Below are 18259 nucleotides of genomic sequence, written 5' to 3'. Positions count from 1 at the left end.
CGTGCTGCACCTGCGGGTCATCTGCCCGCCGGAGCACACCGACGACGTGGTCGCCAGGCTGAACGAGCTCCCTGGCGTCGCGCACGTCGTGGTGCTGCCGGGTGCCGCCGTGAAGCCGCCGGGCGACGTCATCGAGGCCGACGTCGCCCGCGAGGCCACGGACGAGATCATCTCGGCGCTGTGCGGGCTGGGGATCGACCACTCCGGCGGCATCACGCTCGAGCAGATCGACACCGCGTTGTCCGACGCCGCGGACGAGGCGGAGGAGAAGGCGCCGGGTGACGGCGCCGACGCGGTCGTCTGGGAGGAACTGGTCGCGCGGACCGGCGAGGAGTCCCGGTTCAACGCGACCTTCATGGCCTTCCTGTCGATCGCGTGCCTGCTCGCGGCCGTCGGCGTGATCACCGACTCGCCGGTGACGATCGTGGGCGCGATGGTCGTCGGGCCCGAGTTCGGGCCGCTCGCCGCCGTCGCGGTCGGGCTGGTCCGGCGGCGCTGGGACCTCGTGCGCCGGGCCGCCATGGTGCTGGTGGTGGGGTTCCCGCTGGCCATGCTGATCACAGCCGGTGGCACCGCGCTCGGCAACGCTGCCGGGCTGTTCGACGCGAGTGCCATCGCGGGCGAAGACCACCAGGTCGATTTCGTCTACGAGGTCGGGCCGTGGTCACTGATCGTGGCGCTCCTCGCGGGCGCCGCGGGCATGCTGTCGATGACGTCGGCCAAGTCGGCGGCGCTGGTCGGCGTGTTCATCTCCGTCACCACGGTGCCCGCGGCCGGTTACGCGAGCATCGCCGCGATCCTCGGCAACTGGGGCCGCGCCACGGAGTCGGTCGTTCAGCTCGCGATCAACCTCCTCGGCATCGTGCTCGCCGCGACCGTGGTGCTCCTGGTGCGCCGCGCCACGTGGACCACCTCGGACGCGGGCAGGCCACTGTCCAACGGCTGAACCCGCTGGTCCGAAACTATCCCGACACGAAGCTGTTTTCGTTATTTATCCGAGGAATCCTGGCTACTTGATCGATGGACATGACTACGGTCGGTGGTACGAGCGGGAGTAGGGTCTGAGGAGATGAGTGTGGAAACCGCCGCCGACCCACCGACACTTGGTGGCGATGCGGATCCCGAAGTACTGGCGACCATGGTCGCGGCCGAGGCGGTGCTCAGCAGGCGGTTCGGTGCCCGCATCCGGTTGACGGAGCCGGAGGACCTCGGCGGTTCCAACCGGTCCTGCGTGGTCCGCGTGCGGGTGGCGGTGAGCCCGTTCTCCCTGCCGCGCACGCTCGTGCTCAAGCGCTACCTGCAGCCCTCCGACGAGCACTGCGACAGCTTCGTGCGGGAGGCGGCGAGCTACCAGCTGTTCACGGCACTCGCGTCCGAGGACCGGATGTGCCCGGAGCTGTTCGCGCACGACCCGGTCAGCCGCCTGCTCGTGCTGGAGGATCTCGGCCGGGCGCCGACGCTCGCGGAGAAGCTGCTCGGCGACGACGCGAAGGGCGCTGAACGGGCGCTGCTGTCGTACTCGCGGTCGCTCGGCCGGCTGCACGCCACCACCGCGGGCCGCGAAGCCGACTTCGACGCGCTGCAGCGGCGGTTGACCGTCCCGGACTTCAAGGACCCCCTCGCCATCGACGGTGGGTCCGCGCTGAACGACCTGCCCGGCCTGCTGGCCGAGGAACTGGGCGTGCAGACGTCCGTGGCGGTCCTCGAGTGCGCGGAACGCAGCCGGGAACTTCTCGAAACGGGCAGGCACCGCGCGTTCAGCCCGTCCGACTCCTGCCCGGACAACAACCTGATCACCAGCCGCGGCGTGCGGTTCCTCGACCTCGAGGGCGGCTGCGTGCGCAACGCGATCTTCGACGCCGCCTACCTGCGGGTGCCGTTCCCGTCGTGCTGGTGCCCGTTCGCGCTGCCCAACGGCATGACCGACGCGATGCTCGCCGGCTGGCGGGCGGAGGTCCGCGTCGTGTGGCCGGACCTCGACGACGACAGCGTGCTGCTGCCCGCGCTGCTGGACGCGCAGCTGTTCTGGGTGTGGCTGACCACCTGGCAGTTCTTCTCGCAACCCCACGCCGCGCAGGGGCATTCGTCGAAGCTGGCGGACACCCCGCCCGAGACCCACGTGCTGACCGACCGGTGGCGCCGGCTCGCGAACGACGCGCTGCTGGCCGGTGCGGACGCGGTCGCCGAACACGCCGCCGCGGTCGGGGACCGGCTGCGCAAGCGCTGGTTCGACGACGACCCGATCCTCGCGGTCTACCCCGCCTTCCGCCGCTGATCCGTTTTGTCGGTGGTCGGGGATACCGTGCGCGGCATGGGATTCTCAGAGCGTTTCCTCCGCTGCGGGGGCGTCGTGCCGGTGGGGGACTGGCGCGTCAAGCAGTACCTGGTGACGGTCACCGAACAGCCCGTCGAGGCCGCCGTGGTGGCGGCGGCCGAGGCGTACCTGCCCAAGCTCCTGCCCGCGGCCGCGGCGTCCGACGCGACACCGCGCGTCGCGTTCTCCGTGCTGCACAAGGGAGCCGACGCGGTCTGGCTGAACCTGTACGCGTGGGTGTACGGCGAGATCGTGCACTGTCGTGCCGCCAACGCGGGTCTCGACGCGCCGACCGCCTTCACCCCGCTGACCGAACCGCTGATCGGCTGCGTGTGGGAGCTGCCCGCGCTGGCGCACGAACGGTCGGCGTGGGTCCGTCACGGGTTGCGGCCGGAGAACCCCGACGTCGACGCCTACCTCGCGGACGTCCTACCCGACGGCCCCGTCGGCGGGCCGTGACGACACCGACCACCAGCGCACGCGATCTGCGGAGCACCGCACCCGGACGTACGTTGGGTGCACGGTGAAGGGAGACGCGATGGCAGACAAGGAGTTGCGCACGCACCACACCACAACTTCGTCACCGGCCCAGCCCGTCGACGCGCCGTCGATCGTGTCGGCGTACGACTGGGGCGCGCTTGGCCACGTGGTCGACGTCGGCGGCGGGGACGGCAGCCTGCTGATCGCACTGCTCAACGAGTACCCGGCGTTGCGCGGCACGGTGGTCGACCTGCCCGCGGCAGCGGAGACCGCGCGCAAGATGCTGTTCGCGGCGGGCCTGTCCGACCGGGCCAACGCCGTGGCGGCAGACCCGCTCGACGCGGTGCCCGACGGTGCCGAGGGCTACCTCCTGTCCGCCGTCCTCTGCGACCGGAACGACGACGACGCCAACACGATCCTCCGCAACTGCGCGACCGCGGCGGGCGAGGACGGCGCGGTCTTCGTCATCGAACCGGTCCCGCCCGTGGACGGCGTCGTGGTGGACACCGGCCCCCTCGGCGTCACGGGCACCGCGCTGCCGGAGCCGCCGGGGTCCGCGCGGCAGGCCCGCGGCCTCACCGAGCTGACCGCGCTCGCCGAGCGTGCGGGCCTCCAGGTCACCGCGGTCCACACCGCGGGCACGGCCGCGATCGTCGAGCTGGCGGCGCGGTGACTCACGTCTTCCGCGTGAACCGGACGTGCTCGGGCGCCAGCTCACGCAGCGACCGCAGCGCGTCGTCGAGCACGCGTGCCTTCTGCTCCGCCACGGCGAGCGGCGAACCGAAGGTGCTGGTGAGCCGCCGCGCGCGGGTGGCGAGCCGGGGATCGGCCGCGAGCGCGGCCGTCGCCTCGTCGGTCAGGTCGAACGACAGGTAGCGCGCGGTGGTGCCGCGTCGTCCGTGCCACAGGTGCAGCGTCACGCCCGTGATCTCCGGCCAGTCGAGCCGCACCGACCGCGGTGAGGTGAACCCGCCGGCCCGCACCCAGACGTGGTCGTCGTCGGCGGCGAGCAGCGGACCGAACGCGGCCTGCGCGCGGACGAGCATCAGCTCCAGCACCACGCCGCCGAGACAGAGTGACCCGAGCACGAGCCACACCACCGACCCGGTGGTCGCGACCCCGAGGCCGGCGACCACCGTGGTCGCGACGAAGGTCGCGATCGTGGTCCCGTGCTCGCGCAGCGCGTGGCGGGACTCGGCGGGCACGACCAGCTTCGTGTCGTCCGGGATCCGGGCGGCTCCTTGCACGTCGGGGAGGGTATCCGGCGGCGATAGGCTGGTCCCGGCAGGCGTGGGGAGGGAGGCACGACGGGTGTACGAGCGGTACGTGGCGATCGGTGACAGCCAGACCGAAGGCGTCGGCGACGGTGACGACCTCGCCGGGTTGCGTGGCTTCGCCGACCGGCTCGCGGCACGGCTCGCCGAGGTGAACCCCGGCCTGCGGTACGCGAACCTCGCGGTCCGCGGCAAGCTCGCCGGCGAGGTCCACGCCGAACAGCTCGGGAAGGCGCTCGAGCTGGAACCGGACCTCGTGACCGTCGTCGCGGGCCTGAACGACGTACTGCGCCCTACCTGCGACGTGGAGCTGGTGGCCGGTCACCTGGCGGCGATGTTCGCCTCGCTCACCGCGGCGGGCGCGACCGTCGGCACGCTCACCTTCCCGAACGTCGCCAAGATCGCGCCGCTGGCGAAACCGCTGGTCCCGCGCGTGCTGGCGCTCAACGCCCGGATCCGCGACGCCGCGGCCCGGTACGGCGTGGCGATGGTCGAGACGTTCGCGGTGGACGTCACCACGGACGCCCGCATCTGGTCGCCCGACCGCCTCCACGCGAACCCGCTCGGCCACCAGCGCATCGCCGACTCGATGGCGCACGCCCTGGACCTGCCCGGCGCCGACGACTCGTGGACGCACCCGCTGCCCGCGCTCCCGCCCGCGGACCGGCTGACCGTGATCCGCACCGAGCTGCGCTGGCTCACCGGCTTCCTCGGCCCGTGGCTGGGCCGGCGGATCCGCGGCGTCTCCTCCGGCGCCGACCGCGAAGCCAAGCGCCCCGAGCTGACCCCGTTCCGTCCGGTCGGCCAGGGGAGGCGCGACGACGCCCCGTAGGCCCCGGGTAGCGTCGGAGGCGTGGAAGATGGGCTCGACCTGGAACTGTTCGACACCGCACCGGAGGAGCGGCACCCCGGCGGCAAGGAGCGGGTGAGCGCGAACGCGCCGCTCGCCGTCCGCATGCGGCCCGCGACGCTCGACGAGGTGGTCGGCCAGGACCACCTCCTGGGGCCCGGTGCGCCGCTGCGGCGGCTCGTGGAGGGCGCCGCCCCGGCGTCGCTGATGCTGTACGGCCCGCCCGGCACGGGCAAGACCACGCTCGCCATGCTGGTGTCGAGCGCGATCGGCCGCCGGTTCGTCGCGCTGTCCGCGCTGTCGGCCGGGGTGAAGGAGGTCCGCGGCGTCATCGAGGAGGCACGCCGCCGCCTCACGCACTCCGGTGAGTCCACCGTCCTGTTCATCGACGAGGTGCACCGCTTCTCCCGCACCCAGCAGGACGCCCTGCTCGGCGCCGTCGAGGACCGGATCGTGCTGCTGGTCGCCGCAACCACGGAGAACCCGTTCTTCTCCGTCGTCTCCCCGCTGCTGTCCCGCTCGCTCGTACTGCAACTGCGGTCGCTCACCGACGACGACGTCCGCGCGCTGGTGCGCCGCGCGGTCGCCGACGAACGCGGCCTGGGCGGCACGGTCACCCTGGAGACCGACGCCGAGGACCACATCGTCCGGCTCGCCGGTGGCGACGCCCGCCGCGCGCTCACCGCGCTCGAGGCCGCCGCCGACTCCGCGCTCGCCACGAACGACGGCACCGTGGACCTCGCGACCGTCGAGTCCACCGTCGACAAGGCCGCCGTCCGCTACGACCGCCAGGGCGACCAGCACTACGACGTGATCAGCGCGTTCATCAAGTCCATCCGCGGCTCCGACGTGGACGCCGCGCTGCACTACCTGGCGCGCATGATCGAGGCGGGGGAGGACCCGAGGTTCATCGCGCGCCGCCTGGTGATCCACGCCAGCGAGGACGTCGGCATGGCCGACCCGACCGCGCTGCAGACCGCCACCGCCGCCGCGCAGGCCGTGCAGCTGATCGGCCTGCCGGAGTGCGCGCTCAACCTCGCGCACGCCACCGTGCACCTGGCGACCGCACCCAAGTCGAACGCGGTGACCACCGCCATCGGCGCCGCGATGGCCGACGTCCGCCAGGGCGCGGTCGGTACCGTCCCGCCCCACCTGCGCGACGGCCACTACGCGGGCGCGAAGAAGCTCGGCAACGCGACCGGCTACCGCTACCCGCACGACGTCCCGGAAGGCGTGCTCGAACAGCAGTACCCGCCGGACGAGCTGGTGGGCAGGGACTACTACCAACCGACCCAGCGCGGCGCAGAACGCGCCCTCGCCGAGCGGGTACCGAAACTGCGGCGCGCGATCAGGGGAAACCGGTGAAGATCGGCTACTGGTACACGCTCCACGGTGACGGGATCCACCCCGCCGACCTCGGCCGCGGCCTCGAAGAGCGCGGGTTCGAGGCGCTGTTCGTCGGCGAGCACACGAACCTCCCGGTGGCGGGCGCCGACGACCTGCCCGACGGCCAGCGGCACTCGCACCCGAGGCTCACCGACCCGCTCGTGACGCTCGCCGTCGTCGCGGGCGCGACGCGGCGGCTCACGCTCGGCACGTCGGTCCTGCTCGCCGCCCAGCACGAGCCGATCGTCACCGCCAAGGCCATCGCGAGCCTCGACACCTTCTCGGGCGGCCGCGTGGTCATCGGCGTCGGCGCGGGCTGGCACGACGGCGAACTGGCCGCCCACGGCGTCGACCCGGCGAAGAAGGTCGCCGTGCTGCGCGAGCACGTCCTCGCCATGCGCGCGATCTGGAGCCAGGACGAGGCCGAGTTCCACGGCGAGCACGTCGACTTCGGTCCCCTGTACTCGTGGCCCAAACCGCCCAGCGGGCCGCGGGTGCTCGTCGGCGGCGGCCGGAAACCGGCGGCGCGCAAGATCGCCGAGTACGCCGACGGCTGGCTGCCGATCTACCCCGGTGAACCGGACGCGCTCATCGGTGAGGTGGCCGCCATCCGCGAACAGCTGAGCCGCGACGTCCCCGTCACCGTGATGAACGCCCCCGCGGACAAGGACGCGCTGGCACGACTGGCCGACGCGGGCATCGAACGGGCGCTGCTCGAACTGCCCCGCGCCGACCGGGACACCACGCTGCACACGCTGGACGGACACGCCGGTCTGATCATCTGATCCGAACGGGCCGGTGTCGGTGGCGCGCGGTAACCTGACCGGCATTCGCAGACCACTCACTTCCTTGGAGGGCTCGTGTCAGCAGGGCAGATCGCCGCGCTGATCGCGGCCGGCGCGTTCGTGCTGCTCGTTCTGCTGCTGGCGATCCCGTTGATCAAGCTCGGGCGCACGCTCGACGAGGCGACCATCGCGATCCGCAAGGCGCACACCAACACCGACCCGATCTTCACCGAGGCCAACACCACGCTCACGCGGGTGAACACGCAGCTGGAGCGTGTCGACGGCATCACGTCGAACACGCAGGCCGTCACCGGCAACGTCTCGGCGCTGACCTCGGTGTTCACCGCCACGCTCGGTGGCCCGCTCGTGAAGGCCGCCGCGTTCTCCTACGGCGTCAGCAAGGCGATGAAGGCCCGCAAGAAGGCCAAGGGCGAGTCGGACGGCAAGCACGCCCGGCGCGGCAGGCGCAAGGGAGCCGAGACATCGTGAGCGGAGCTTGCGTAGCGAACCAGAGAACACAGAGCGACCGCGGGCGGCGCCACGGAGCCTGCGAGGGGGCGTCGTGAGCGGAGCTTGCGTAGCGAACCAGAGAACACAGAGCGACCGCGGGCGGCGCCACGGAGCCTGCGAGGGGGCGTCGTGAGCGGAGCTTGCGTAGCGAACCAGAGAACACAGAGCGACCGCGAGCGGCGCCACGGAGCCTGCGAGGGGGCGTCGTGAAGCGGCTGTTCTGGCTCGGTGTCGGTGTCGCGACCGGCGTCGCGCTGTCCCGCAAAGCCAGGGAGACGGCAAAGCAGGCGACCCCAGCGGGCATCGCGGGTAACCTGGGTGAGGCGATCAGCGAACTCGCCGGCGCGATCGGTGCCTTCGGTGCCGACGTCCGCGCGGGCATGTCAGAACGGGAAGAGGAGTTGTCCGAGGTGGTGGAGCAGCGGTCCGGGGTCAGCCCCGTGGCGCGGCGTGCCCTCGGCGGCCGTGACGAGCGCAGGCCGGCCCGGTCGGCCGGGGCGCGAGCTAACAGGGCGGGCAGCTGAGCCGCGCCCTGTCGCGCGGCGCTGTCCGCCTCGCCGGACCTTCGCACCCTTCCCGACCACAAGGACCTGACCCGTGCAGACACACGAGATCTCCCAGCGCTTCACCAAGCACTTCACCGACAACGGGCACACCCGCGTGCCCAGTGCCTCACTGATCCTCGACGACCCGAACCTGCTGTTCGTGAACGCGGGGATGGTGCAGTTCAAGCCGTTCTTCCTCGGTGAGGAACCGCCGCCGTACCCGCGCGCGACCAGCGTGCAGAAGTGCGTGCGCACCGGCGACATCGACGAGGTCGGCAAGACCACCCGCCACAACACGTTCTTCCAGATGGCGGGCAACTTCTCCTTCGGCGACTACTTCAAGGAAGGCGCGATCGAGCACGCGTGGAAGCTCGTCACGTCGCCCCAGTCCGAAGGCGGCTACGGCTTCGACCCCGAGCGCATCTGGGTCACGGTCTACAAGACCGACGACGAGGCGATCGAGCTGTGGCGCAAGGTCGCGGGCCTGCCCGACGAGCGCATCCAGCGCCGCGGCGGCGAGGACAACTACTGGGACATGGGCGTGCCCGGTCCCGGCGGCCCGTGCTCGGAGATCTACTTCGACCGCGGCCCCGCGTTCGGCAAGGAGGGCGGCCCCGTCGCGGACGAGGACCGCTACCTGGAGATCTGGAACCTCGTCTTCATGCAGGACGAGCGCGGCGAGCTGTCCCCGAAGAAGGACCACCCGCCGATCGGTGAGCTGCCCGCGAAGAACATCGACACGGGCATGGGCATCGAGCGCGTCGCGTTCCTGCTGCAGGACGTGGAGAACGTCTACGAGACCGACCTCGTCCGCCCGGTGATCACCAAGGCGGAGGAGATGTCGGGCCGCCGTTACGGCGCCGACCACGTCGACGACGTTCGGTTCCGCGTCATCGCCGACCACGCCCGCTCGGGTGTCATGCTGATCGGCGACGGTGTCACGCCCGGCAACGAGGCGCGGGGCTACGTGCTGCGCCGCCTGCTGCGCCGCATCGTCCGCTCCGTGCGGCTGCTCGGTGTCAACGAGCCGGTGCTGGGCGAGTTCGCGAAGGTCGTCCGCGACACGATGGGCCCGGCCTACCCTGAACTGGTCGAGCAGTTCGCCCGTATCGACGGTGTGGTGCGCCAGGAGGAGGACGCGTTCCTCCAGACCCTGTCGAGCGGCTCGAAGATCTTCGACCTCGCGGCGTCGGAGACCAAGTCGTCCGGCGGCGCGGTGCTGTCCGGCGACAAGGCGTTCCAGCTGCACGACACGTACGGCTTCCCGATCGACCTGACCCTGGAGATGGCGTCGGAGCAGGGCCTGAAGGTCGACGAGGAGGGCTTCCGCCGCCTCATGGCCGAGCAGCGCCAGCGCTCGAAGCAGGACGCGGCGTCCCGCAAGGTCGGCCACGCGGACGGCGGCGCGTACCGGTCGATCCTCGACACCCACGGCACCACGGACTTCCTCGGCTACAAGGACCTCACCACCGAGTCCCGCGTCGTCGGCCTGCTCGCGCACGGTCAGCCCGCGGTGTCGGCGGGGGAGGGCGCGGAGGTCGAGGTCGTGCTCGACCGCACCCCGTTCTACGCGGAGGGCGGCGGCCAGCTCGCGGACACCGGCAAGATCGTCGGCGACGGCTGGGTCGTCGAGGTGGCCGACGTGCAGTCGCCCGTCGCGGGCCTGAACGTGCACCGCGGCAAGGTGACCTCCGGTGAGGTGCTGCTCGACGCGACCGCGCACGCGGAGGTCGACTCGACCCGGCGCCGCGCGGTCTCCCGCTCGCACTCGGCGACGCACCTCGTGCACGCGGGCGTGCGGCGTGCGCTCGGCACGCAGGCGGCGCAGGCGGGTTCGCTGAACGCGCCGGGCAGACTCCGGTTCGACTTCACCTCGCCCGGCGGCGCGGTGCCGCAGAGCGTGCTGGCGGACGTCGAGGACGAGGTCAACGACGTGCTGCTGAACGACTACGACGTGCGCGCGGAGATCACCACGCTCGACGAGGCGCGCAAGTCCGGCGCGATCGCGTTCTTCGGCGAGAAGTACGGCGACAAGGTCCGCGTCATCACCATCGGCGACTACTCGAAGGAGCTGTGCGGTGGCACCCACGTGCACCGCTCCGGCGAGATCGGTGTGGTGAAGCTGCTGTCGGAGGCGTCCATCGGCGCGGGCGTGCGCCGTGTCGAGGCGTTCGTCGGCCTGGACGCGTTCCGGTTCCTCGCGCGGGAACACGTGCTCGTGGGCCAGCTCGCGGAGCAGTTCAAGGTGCGTCCGGAGGAGCTGCCGGAGCGCATCGGGCAGACCGTGGAACGCCTGCGCGTGGCGGAGAAGGAGCTGGAGAAGCTCCGGGCGGGCCAGCTGCTGTCGTCCGCGGGCACGCTCGCGGAGCAGGCGGAGGACATCCGCGGCACCGCGCTCGTCGCGGTCGCGACACCCGACGGCATCGGCGGCAACGACCTGCGCCAGCTCGCGTCCGAGGTCCGCAACCGGCTCGGCAACCGGGCCGGCGTCGTGGCGCTGTTCTCGGCGGACGGCGAGAAGGTCAACTTCGTGGTGGCGACCACCTCGGCGGCACGGGACGCGGGCTTCGCGGCGGGCAAGCTCGTGCCCTCGTTCGCGCCCGCGATCGGCGGTCGTGGCGGTGGCAAGCCCGACCTCGCGCAGGGCGGTGGCGGCAACCCGGCGGGCATCCCCGGCGCGGTCGCGGCGCTGCGCACGGCGATCGCGGAGGCGTCTGCATGACCGAACCTGATCGGCCGGGCCCTGGTGACCCAGGGCCCGGCCGCAGGCTCGGCATCGACGTCGGATCCGTGCGGGTCGGAGTCGCACTGAGCGATCCCGGTCCGGTGCTCGCGACACCACTCGTTACGCTGTCTCGCGACGAACGCTCGGACAGCGACCTCGATCGCCTCGCCGAGCTCGTTGTCGAGCACGAGGTGGTCGAAGTGGTGGTCGGTTTGCCCAGGACGCTCGCGGCCCGTCATGGCAAGGCCGCGGCGATCGCGACCGCGTACGCCAGGAAGCTGAGGCGGCGTGTGCGCCCGGTCCCGGTGCGGTTGGCCGACGAACGCTTGACTACGGTCAGCGCCACCAGAATGCTCAGCGATCGCGGAGTGCGTGGGAAGCAACAGCGGGCGGTGGTCGACCAGGCGGCGGCCGTCGAGATCTTGCAGGCCTGGCTGGACGGACGGGCACGCCAGACGCCCCCGGAGGCACAGCAGCGATGACCCAACACGACGACGACCTCGACCTGTTCGGCGAGGCACCGACCGAACGGCACCGGCCAGTGCGCCGCGACAGCCGCGACCGGGGTGACAGCCGTGACAGGCGCGACAGCCGTGAGCGGCGGGGACGCAAGCCTCCGCCACCGCCGAAGAAGAAGCGCAGGACAGGGCTGTGGATCGGCATGGTCCTGGTGCTCGCGCTCATCGCGGCGGGCGGCTACTACGGCTACAAGCAACTGACCGGCATCGGGGACTACGAGGACTTCGCCGGTCAGGGCGAGGGCGACGTGGTCATCCAGGTGCAGGACGGCGACTCGACCGGTGACATCGCGACCACGCTCGTGGACGCCGGTGTCGTGGCCAGCTCACGCGCGTTCGTCGCGGCGGCCGAGTCGAACGCCGACGTCCGCGGCGTGCAGCCCGGCTACTACGTGATGAAGAAGAACGCCTCCGGCGCGGCCGCGGTCACCAAGATCGTGAACCCCGAGTCGCGGGTGGGTGCCCTGCAGATCAAGCCTGGTGCGCAGTTCGAGGACATCAAGCTGAAGGGCGACAAGGTGGTCAAGGGCATCACGTCGATGCTCGCTGACGCGTCCTGCGCGGAACTCGACGGCAAGAGCACCTGTGTGCAACCCGCTCAGTTGCTCGACGTGGTCGTGAAAGCGGATCTCGCGAAGCTCGGGGTGCCGGACTGGGCCGTGCCGGATGCCGCCAAGGCGGAGCCGAAGCGGCGGCTCGAGGGCCTGATCATGCCCGGCGTGTACGACGTCAAGCCGGGTTCGACGCCGGAAGAACTGTGGCAGCAGCTGGTGTCCCAGTCCGCGATGCAGATGCAGGCCTACGGGCTGCCCGACATCGCCACGGACACCGGGTACACGCCGTACCAGGTGCTCGTGATGGCGTCGCTGGTGGAGAAGGAAGCCGTCACGAAGGACTTCGGCAAGGTGTCGCGCGTGACGTACAACCGTCTCCGCGACTCGATGAAGCTCCAGTACGACTCCACCATCAACTACGTGCTGGACCGCCCGATGATCCGCACGACCGCCGAGGACCGCGCCCGGGTGGGCCCGTACAACACCTACGGCAACACCGGCCTGCCGCCGACGCCGATCTCCGCGCCCGGCAAGGAGGCCATCGAGGCGGCCGTCAAGCCGGAGCCCGGCGACTGGTTGTTCTTCGTGGTGTGCGAGAAGGACGGCACGTCGTGCTTCGCGAAGACCAACGACGAGCACGAGCGGAACGTGGACCTGGCGAACGAGCGTGATGCCTACTGACGACCTCGCCGCCACCAGACGGGCGGCGGTGGTGGGCAAGCCGGTAGCCCATTCGCTGTCACCTGTGTTGCATGGCGCGGCGTACGAGGCCCTCGGTTTGCCCTGGACGTACACGCGGTTGGAGGCGTCGGAGGCCGAGCTGCCCGCACTGGTCGCCAGCCTGGACGCCTCGTGGGTCGGGCTGTCCGTGACGATGCCCGGCAAGGGCGCGGCGCTGGCCTTCGCCACGACGGCGACAGCGCGCGCGACGGCGGTCGGCGCGGCGAACACGTTGGTGCGCGGCGAGAACGGCTGGTTCGCGGACTGCACCGACGTCGACGGCGTCGCGGGCGCACTGCGCGCGGCCGGGTTCGGCACGGGCACGTCGGCGGTCGTGCTGGGCGCGGGCGGCACCGCGCGTGCCGCGCTCGCCGGCCTCGCCGAGCTGGGCGTGTCGTCGGCGACGGTCGTCGTGCGGGACCGGGCACGAGCCGGGGCGGCGGTGGCCTGCGCGGCGGCGGTGGGCATGAAGCTCGACGTCGTCGCGTGGGCGTCGGCGGACTTCCCCGCATTGGTGGGGGACGCCGCGGTGCTGGTGAACACGGTCCCGCCGGACGCGGTGGACCCGGCGGCGCTCGGTGGCACCCCGTTCCTGCTGGACGTGATCTACCACCCGTGGCCGACGCCGCTGGCAGGGGCCGTCGCCGACCGGGGTGGCAGCGTCGCGACCGGCCTGGACATGTTGCTGCACCAGGCTTTCGGGCAGGTGGAGCTGTTCACCGGAATGGTGGCGCCGCGGCAGGCCATGCGCGACGCGCTGTACACCGCGACCGGGGGAATCCTGCCGCTTCCGCTCTGACCGGGCGGCCACTGTCCACAAGGGACTTGTAGTGTGCGCCGGACGAATTTCCCGAACGAAAGTCCCATTCGCTCGGCCTTGTCCTTGCCGCACCCGCGTTCCGCGGCGGATCGTGGAACCCATGAACCTCACCGTCCTTCTCGCCGCCGCGGGCGCCGCGGCAGGTGTGGCCGCCCGGACTCTGTTGGCCCGCCTGCGGAGAGGCGCGTCCGTCCACAGTGGATGGTGCATCGGCGCGGTCGCCGTCCTGTGGGCGCTTGCGGGCTGGCGCACGGAAACCGGCCACCTCCCGTGGTGGTGGCTGCCGATCCCGTTGGTGGTGGCGTGGTTCGCGGTCACGCTGACCGTGGTGGACCTGAAACACCGCCGCCTGCCGAACGTGTTGACGCTGTCGGCCTACCCGGCAACGGCCGCCACAACCGCGCTGGCGGCAACGCAATCCGGCTTGCACGTGGCGTACGGCGCGTTACTCGGCGCGGCCCTCCTGGGCGCGATCTACCTGGCGCTCCACCTCCTCCGCCCCGCCGCGATGGGCGGCGGCGACGTCAAACTGTCGGGCAGCCAGGGCGCGGTGCTGGGAGCGGTGGGCTTACCAGCGGTGTTGGTGGGCACCACGCTGGCGGCGCTGCTGACACTGGCCCTGCACGCCGCGGCCCCACGACGCCACCGCGCCGCCTGGCGCACCGGCATCCCGCACGGCCCAGCGCTCCTGGCGGCGACCTACGTCATCGCCACCTTCCCGGCGCTGTCGCCATGACTCCGAACGGAACCGCGCCCGTGACACCGTCCAGCCACCGCACGCTCATCGCACGACACGGTTCACGCAGCCCGCATGGCCTGCCGGCGGCCACAGACTGTGTTCATGGGGTGGCGCCGCCTGGGGCTGACGGCAGGAATGGTCTTGGTCTGCACCGGCATGCTCGTCATCGGCGTGCTCGTGACCGCGGGAGGTATCGCGGCGATCCTCTCGCGGGCGTGGAACGGCACCGCGGCCGCCTGGCTGGTGATCGAGCTGCTGATCGGTGGTGCGTTCATCGGCTTCTCGTGCCGGCTCCTGATGGTGGGCACGTACGTCTGCGGCCACGGCCTTCGGGTCCGGACGCCGCTGCGGACCTTGACCGTCAGCTGGTCCGTCGTGCTGGGCGTCCGCACTCAGAAGATCACCCGCCTGACCTCCGGCCCGCTGCAGATCGTGACGGCTCGGCAGGTGTGCGTCGACCTCGTCGACGGTCAGACCGTCGAGCTGCCGCTCCAGGGCACGCTCCATGGGGAGCGCCGCCCGTGGCGGATGTCCGACATCCTGTCCGCCGCCGAGTTCGACCGCCTTCTCGCGGAGTTGCGACACCGGCACCACACACAAGGACGACGTCATGAGACCAACCGCTGAACAACTGCGGCAGCTGTGGCAGATGACCAAGCTGCCGCAGGAGGACGTGCTGTTCACCGCCACCTACGAGTCGGCGGGCAAAGGGCCCGACGGCAAGCCGCTCTCCACCGCGATGGTGGCGATGTTCACCGACGAACCCGGCTCGTTCTCGGACCTGCACCGGTTACCGACCGACGAGATCTGGCACTTCTACCTCGGTGATCCGATCGAGCTGCTCCTGCTGCACCCGGACGGCCGCGACGAGCTGGTCGTCCTGGGCACCGACGTGCTCGGCGGGCAGCGCGTGCAGTACACGGTCCCGAGCGGCACCTGGATGGGTGCGCGGCTGCGGCAGGGCGGCGAGTACGGGGTCTACGGCAACACGATGGCGCCCGGGTTCGTGCCGAGCGACTTCGAACCCGCGGACCGTGCCGACCTGTCGCGGCGCTGGCCCCACCGTGCCGGCCTGATCGCGGCGCTGACGAGGAGGTGAGCCGACAACGAGCACGTCACGGCAGGTGCTCGGGGTGAGGGCCCGGGGTGGTGAACGTGCGACCGCCGATCGGGGTGTTCCGCGGGCATGACAGGATCGTCGGGTGTTGCGTTGGATCACCGCTGGGGAGTCGCACGGGCCCGCGCTGGTCGCCGTGCTCGAAGGCATGGTTGCCGGGGTCGAGGTCACGACCACGGACCTGAACAAGCAGCTCGCGCGTCGGCGGCTCGGGTTCGGGCGCAGCCCGCGCATGGGCTTCGAGACCGATCAGGTCGAGTTCCTCGGTGGGGTCCGGCACGGGCTCACCCAGGGTGGGCCGGTCGCGGTGCGGATCGACAACGCCGAGTGGCCCAAGTGGGAGAAGGTCATGTCCGCGGACCCCGTGGACCCCGCCGAACTCGCCGGGCTGGCCCGCAACGAGCCGCTGACCCGCCCCCGGCCCGGGCACGCCGACCTCGCCGGCATGCAGAAGTTCGGGTTCGACGACGCACGCCCCGTGCTCGAACGGGCCAGCGCACGGGAGACCGCCGCCCGCACGGCGCTGGGCACCGTCGCGCGGCAGTTCCTGCGGCAGCTGCTGGGTGTGGAGATCGTCAGCCACGTCGTCTCGATCGGCGGCGCCGAGGCGCCGGAGGGGCCGTTGCCCGGTCCCGGGGACCTCGACGCCATCGACGAGAGTCCCGTCCGGGCGTTCGACCCGGCGGGCACCGAGGCCATGGTCGCCGAGGTGGAGGCGGTCAAGGAGGCCGGGGACACCGTCGGCGGGGTCATCGAGGTCATCGCCTACGGGCTGCCGCCGGGGCTGGGGTCCCACGTGCACTGGGACCGCCGCCTCGACGCCCGGCTCGCCGCCGCCCTGATGGGGGTGCAGGCGATGAAGGGCGTCGAGATCGGCGACGGGTTCACCACCGCGCGCCGGTGGGGGAGCAAGGCGCACGACGAGATGGATCCCGCGCACCCCGGCGTCACCCGGCGCACCAACCGGGCGGGTGGCCTCGAAGGCGGGATCACGAACGGTGAGCCGCTGCGTGCCCGGGTTGCGATGAAGCCGATCTCGACCGTACCGCGTGCACTGTCCACAATCGACACGGCGACCGGCGAGCCGGCGGTGGCGATCCACCAGCGGTCCGACGTGTGCGCCGTGCCCCGCGCCGGTGTGGTGCTGGAGTCGGTGGTCGGGCTCGTGCTCGCCGAGGCCGCGCTGGAGAAGTTCGGCGGCGATTCGCTCGCCGAGACGCGCCGCAACGTCGAGTCCTACCTCAAGGCACTGCAGGAGCGCTGGTGACTGGTCCCGCACTGATCCTCGTCGGCCCGCCCGGGTCGGGGAAGTCCACTGTCGGGCGGATGGCCGCCGAGCGGCTCGGGTTGGAGTTCCGCGACTTCGACGACGACATCGAGCGCGTCCACGGCATCCACGCGGGCGAGTTGGTCGTGAAGCTCGGACGGGAGAAGTTCCAGGAGTCGGAGCGCGAGATCCTCGCCGACCTGCTGCCCGAGTTCCACGGGGTGCTCTCGCTCGGCGGTGGTACCCCCACCGCGCCGGGCGTGCCGGAGCTGCTCGAGCCCTACCACGTGGTGTTCCTCGACGTGGACCTCGATCAGCTCCTCAAGCGCGAAGGCCTCGTGACGCTCCACCCCTGGCTGCTGCCCAACCCGCGCGCCCACCTCCGGGAACTGCTCAACACCCGCAGGCCGGTCTACACCGCCGTCGCGGCGGCGACCATCCCGACCAGCGAACGCACCCCCGAGGAAGTCCTCGCCGACGTGCTCGCCACGATGCCCGTCGCCAGCTGAGCCGGAGGATGTCGGTGCCATCCGCTACACATGTCGCATGGCACACCGGCTCCACCGCGCCCAGGTGCTCGCCCACCGGGCCCGGGCCCAAGGTCTCCACGGCGGCGACACCCAGGACGCACTGACCGTCGGCCTGCAGGACACGCCCGGCGGGTCGGCCGCACTCGGGTTGCGGCAGCGCACCACCACCGCGCCGGAGCTCGTGCTCGCGCTGACCATGCGCGGGTCACCGCACCTGCACCGCCGCGCCGTCCTGCCGCTGCTGCGTGCCGCGCTGCGTCCCCGTGACAACGAGATGCTGCGTGCCTACCTCGGCGGTTACGGCGACACCCTGATCGCCTCCGGCGCGGACGGTCCCGCGCTGCTCGACGAGGTGGCACGCGCGATGCGGGACGCGTTCCCCGGCGAGACCGCCACCAAAGGCGAACTGTCCGCGGCGGTCAGCCCGTTGGTACCCGGGATCGCCCGGCCGTGGTGCGAAGGCTGCGGCGTCCACCACGTCGCCGACGGGCTGTTCCGCGTCGCCACCCTGTACGCGGGCATCGAGCTGGTGCCGGGCGCGGGGCGCCGCCTGCGGTTCCGCCTGGGCACGGACCCGGCACAGGACCCGGGCGTCGACCACGCGGCCCGGGAGTTGCTGCGGACCGTCGTCCGGGTCGCCGGGCCGCTGACACTCGGTGACCTGGTCACGTGGCTCGACACCCGCTCGGTGACGGCGCCACCGGGCTGGTTGCGACCCGTGTGGTCCGATCTCGTAGACGACCTCGTCGAGGTGGACGTCGGCGATGTGACCCTGCACGCCGACCCGGCGGTCCTCGACGACGACGCGCCCGCACCGCCACCGCTGCTGCTCCTGCCCCCGCGCGACACCTACCTGCTCGGCCACCGCCCGCTGCTGGTGCCGGACAGGGCGGTCGCGACCGAGTTGTGGCGGCCGCTCGGCAGCGCGGGCCCGGTGGTCGTCGACGGCGAACCGGCAGGCGTCTGGCGTGCCCGCAAGTCCGGCAGGACGCTCGAGATCACCGTGACATCCGGGCACACGCTGGCCGCCGAGGCACTCGACGCGCAGGGCGCGGTGGTCGCGGCCGCGCGGGGACACGACGGCAAGGTGGTGGTCACCGTCGGCTGAACGCCGCCGTGCCATGC

The 18259-nt window shown here is 71.8% G+C and carries 20 protein-coding genes; 19 read left to right on the top strand and 1 reads right to left on the bottom strand.

Annotated features, from left to right (window positions below; translation table 11 throughout):
* Position 1: 1 nt before the first annotated feature.
* The 4 genes from ACIBVP_RS10155 (at position 2) to ACIBVP_RS10140 (ending at position 3467) form a co-directional block, all read left to right on the top strand.
* Positions 2-946 (top strand): DUF389 domain-containing protein, encoded by a 945-nt coding sequence (locus ACIBVP_RS10155; protein ID WP_396105702.1) that lies wholly within the window; start codon positions 2-4, stop codon positions 944-946.
* Between the two features lie 123 nt (positions 947-1069).
* On the top strand, positions 1070-2275 hold the full coding sequence (locus tag ACIBVP_RS10150; protein WP_396105701.1) for a hypothetical protein: 1206 nt from the start codon (positions 1070-1072) through the stop codon (positions 2273-2275).
* Between the two features lie 36 nt (positions 2276-2311).
* Positions 2312-2773, top strand: coding sequence for a hypothetical protein (locus tag ACIBVP_RS10145; protein WP_396105700.1), 462 nt, complete (start codon positions 2312-2314; stop codon positions 2771-2773).
* Positions 2774-2852: 79 nt separating this feature from the next.
* Positions 2853-3467, top strand: coding sequence for a methyltransferase (locus tag ACIBVP_RS10140; protein ID WP_396105699.1), 615 nt, complete (start codon positions 2853-2855; stop codon positions 3465-3467).
* 1 nt (position 3468) lies between these two features.
* On the opposite strand, the gene ACIBVP_RS10135 is transcribed toward ACIBVP_RS10140, so the two are convergent.
* Positions 3469-4041 carry a hypothetical protein gene (locus ACIBVP_RS10135; RefSeq protein ID WP_396105698.1) on the bottom strand — a complete coding sequence of 191 codons (573 nt, stop codon included), beginning with the start codon at positions 4039-4041 and terminating at the stop codon, positions 3469-3471.
* Positions 4042-4105: 64 nt separating this feature from the next.
* Between ACIBVP_RS10135 and ACIBVP_RS10130 the strand changes: the two genes are divergently transcribed.
* The 15 genes from ACIBVP_RS10130 (at position 4106) to ACIBVP_RS10060 (ending at position 18242) form a co-directional block, all read left to right on the top strand.
* The gene (locus ACIBVP_RS10130) at positions 4106-4900 is read left to right on the top strand and encodes an SGNH/GDSL hydrolase family protein (RefSeq protein ID WP_396105697.1); all 795 of its coding nucleotides are present in this window, start codon (positions 4106-4108) and stop codon (positions 4898-4900) included.
* A 45-nt stretch (positions 4901-4945) separates the two neighbouring features.
* The gene (locus ACIBVP_RS10125; RefSeq protein ID WP_396105864.1) at positions 4946-6283 is read left to right on the top strand and encodes a replication-associated recombination protein A; all 1338 of its coding nucleotides are present in this window, start codon (positions 4946-4948) and stop codon (positions 6281-6283) included.
* Positions 6280-7089, top strand: a complete 810-nt coding sequence (locus ACIBVP_RS10120) for a TIGR03619 family F420-dependent LLM class oxidoreductase (protein ID WP_396105696.1) — start codon at positions 6280-6282, stop codon at positions 7087-7089. Before ACIBVP_RS10125 ends, ACIBVP_RS10120 begins: the two co-directional genes overlap by 4 nt.
* A gap of 75 nt (positions 7090-7164) precedes the next feature.
* Positions 7165-7578, top strand: coding sequence for a DUF948 domain-containing protein (locus ACIBVP_RS10115; RefSeq protein WP_396105695.1), 414 nt, complete (start codon positions 7165-7167; stop codon positions 7576-7578).
* Between the two features lie 227 nt (positions 7579-7805).
* The gene (locus ACIBVP_RS10110) at positions 7806-8123 is read left to right on the top strand and encodes a hypothetical protein (RefSeq protein ID WP_396105694.1); all 318 of its coding nucleotides are present in this window, start codon (positions 7806-7808) and stop codon (positions 8121-8123) included.
* 73 nt (positions 8124-8196) lie between these two features.
* Positions 8197-10866: an alanine--tRNA ligase gene (alaS, locus tag ACIBVP_RS10105; RefSeq protein ID WP_396105693.1), complete on the top strand. Its 2670-nt coding sequence runs from the start codon at positions 8197-8199 to the stop codon at positions 10864-10866.
* Entirely contained in the window at positions 10863-11351 is a 489-nt protein-coding gene (ruvX, locus tag ACIBVP_RS10100) for a Holliday junction resolvase RuvX (RefSeq protein ID WP_396105692.1), read from the top strand. Before alaS ends, ruvX begins: the two co-directional genes overlap by 4 nt.
* Complete coding sequence (gene mltG, locus ACIBVP_RS10095; RefSeq protein ID WP_396105690.1) at positions 11348-12622, top strand: endolytic transglycosylase MltG; 1275 nt, start codon at positions 11348-11350, stop codon at positions 12620-12622. Before ruvX ends, mltG begins: the two co-directional genes overlap by 4 nt.
* Positions 12612-13460, top strand: coding sequence for a shikimate dehydrogenase (locus tag ACIBVP_RS10090; protein WP_396105689.1), 849 nt, complete (start codon positions 12612-12614; stop codon positions 13458-13460). Before mltG ends, ACIBVP_RS10090 begins: the two co-directional genes overlap by 11 nt.
* A 121-nt stretch (positions 13461-13581) precedes the next feature.
* Positions 13582-14217, top strand: a complete 636-nt coding sequence (locus ACIBVP_RS10085; RefSeq protein ID WP_396105688.1) for a prepilin peptidase — start codon at positions 13582-13584, stop codon at positions 14215-14217.
* A 105-nt stretch (positions 14218-14322) separates the two neighbouring features.
* A complete protein-coding gene (locus tag ACIBVP_RS10080; RefSeq protein ID WP_396105687.1) occupies positions 14323-14847 on the top strand; it encodes a PH domain-containing protein in 525 nt (174 codons plus the stop codon).
* Positions 14831-15319, top strand: coding sequence for a cupin domain-containing protein (locus ACIBVP_RS10075; protein WP_396105686.1), 489 nt, complete (start codon positions 14831-14833; stop codon positions 15317-15319). The genes ACIBVP_RS10080 and ACIBVP_RS10075 overlap by 17 nt, the downstream gene beginning before the upstream one ends.
* Positions 15320-15422: 103 nt before the next feature.
* Positions 15423-16604: a chorismate synthase gene (gene aroC, locus ACIBVP_RS10070; protein ID WP_396105685.1), complete on the top strand. Its 1182-nt coding sequence runs from the start codon at positions 15423-15425 to the stop codon at positions 16602-16604.
* The gene (locus ACIBVP_RS10065; protein WP_396105684.1) at positions 16601-17113 is read left to right on the top strand and encodes a shikimate kinase; all 513 of its coding nucleotides are present in this window, start codon (positions 16601-16603) and stop codon (positions 17111-17113) included. The genes aroC and ACIBVP_RS10065 overlap by 4 nt, the downstream gene beginning before the upstream one ends.
* Positions 17114-17150: 37 nt before the next feature.
* The gene (locus ACIBVP_RS10060) at positions 17151-18242 is read left to right on the top strand and encodes a DNA glycosylase AlkZ-like family protein (RefSeq protein WP_396105683.1); all 1092 of its coding nucleotides are present in this window, start codon (positions 17151-17153) and stop codon (positions 18240-18242) included.
* The last annotated feature ends 17 nt before the right edge of the window (positions 18243-18259 follow it).

Source organism: Actinophytocola sp. NPDC049390 (assembly GCF_044466355.1).
Taxonomy (GTDB): domain Bacteria; phylum Actinomycetota; class Actinomycetes; order Mycobacteriales; family Pseudonocardiaceae; genus Actinophytocola.
Note: the sequence above shows the minus strand (reverse complement) of the source record. Positions and strands in the feature narration are given on the sequence as shown.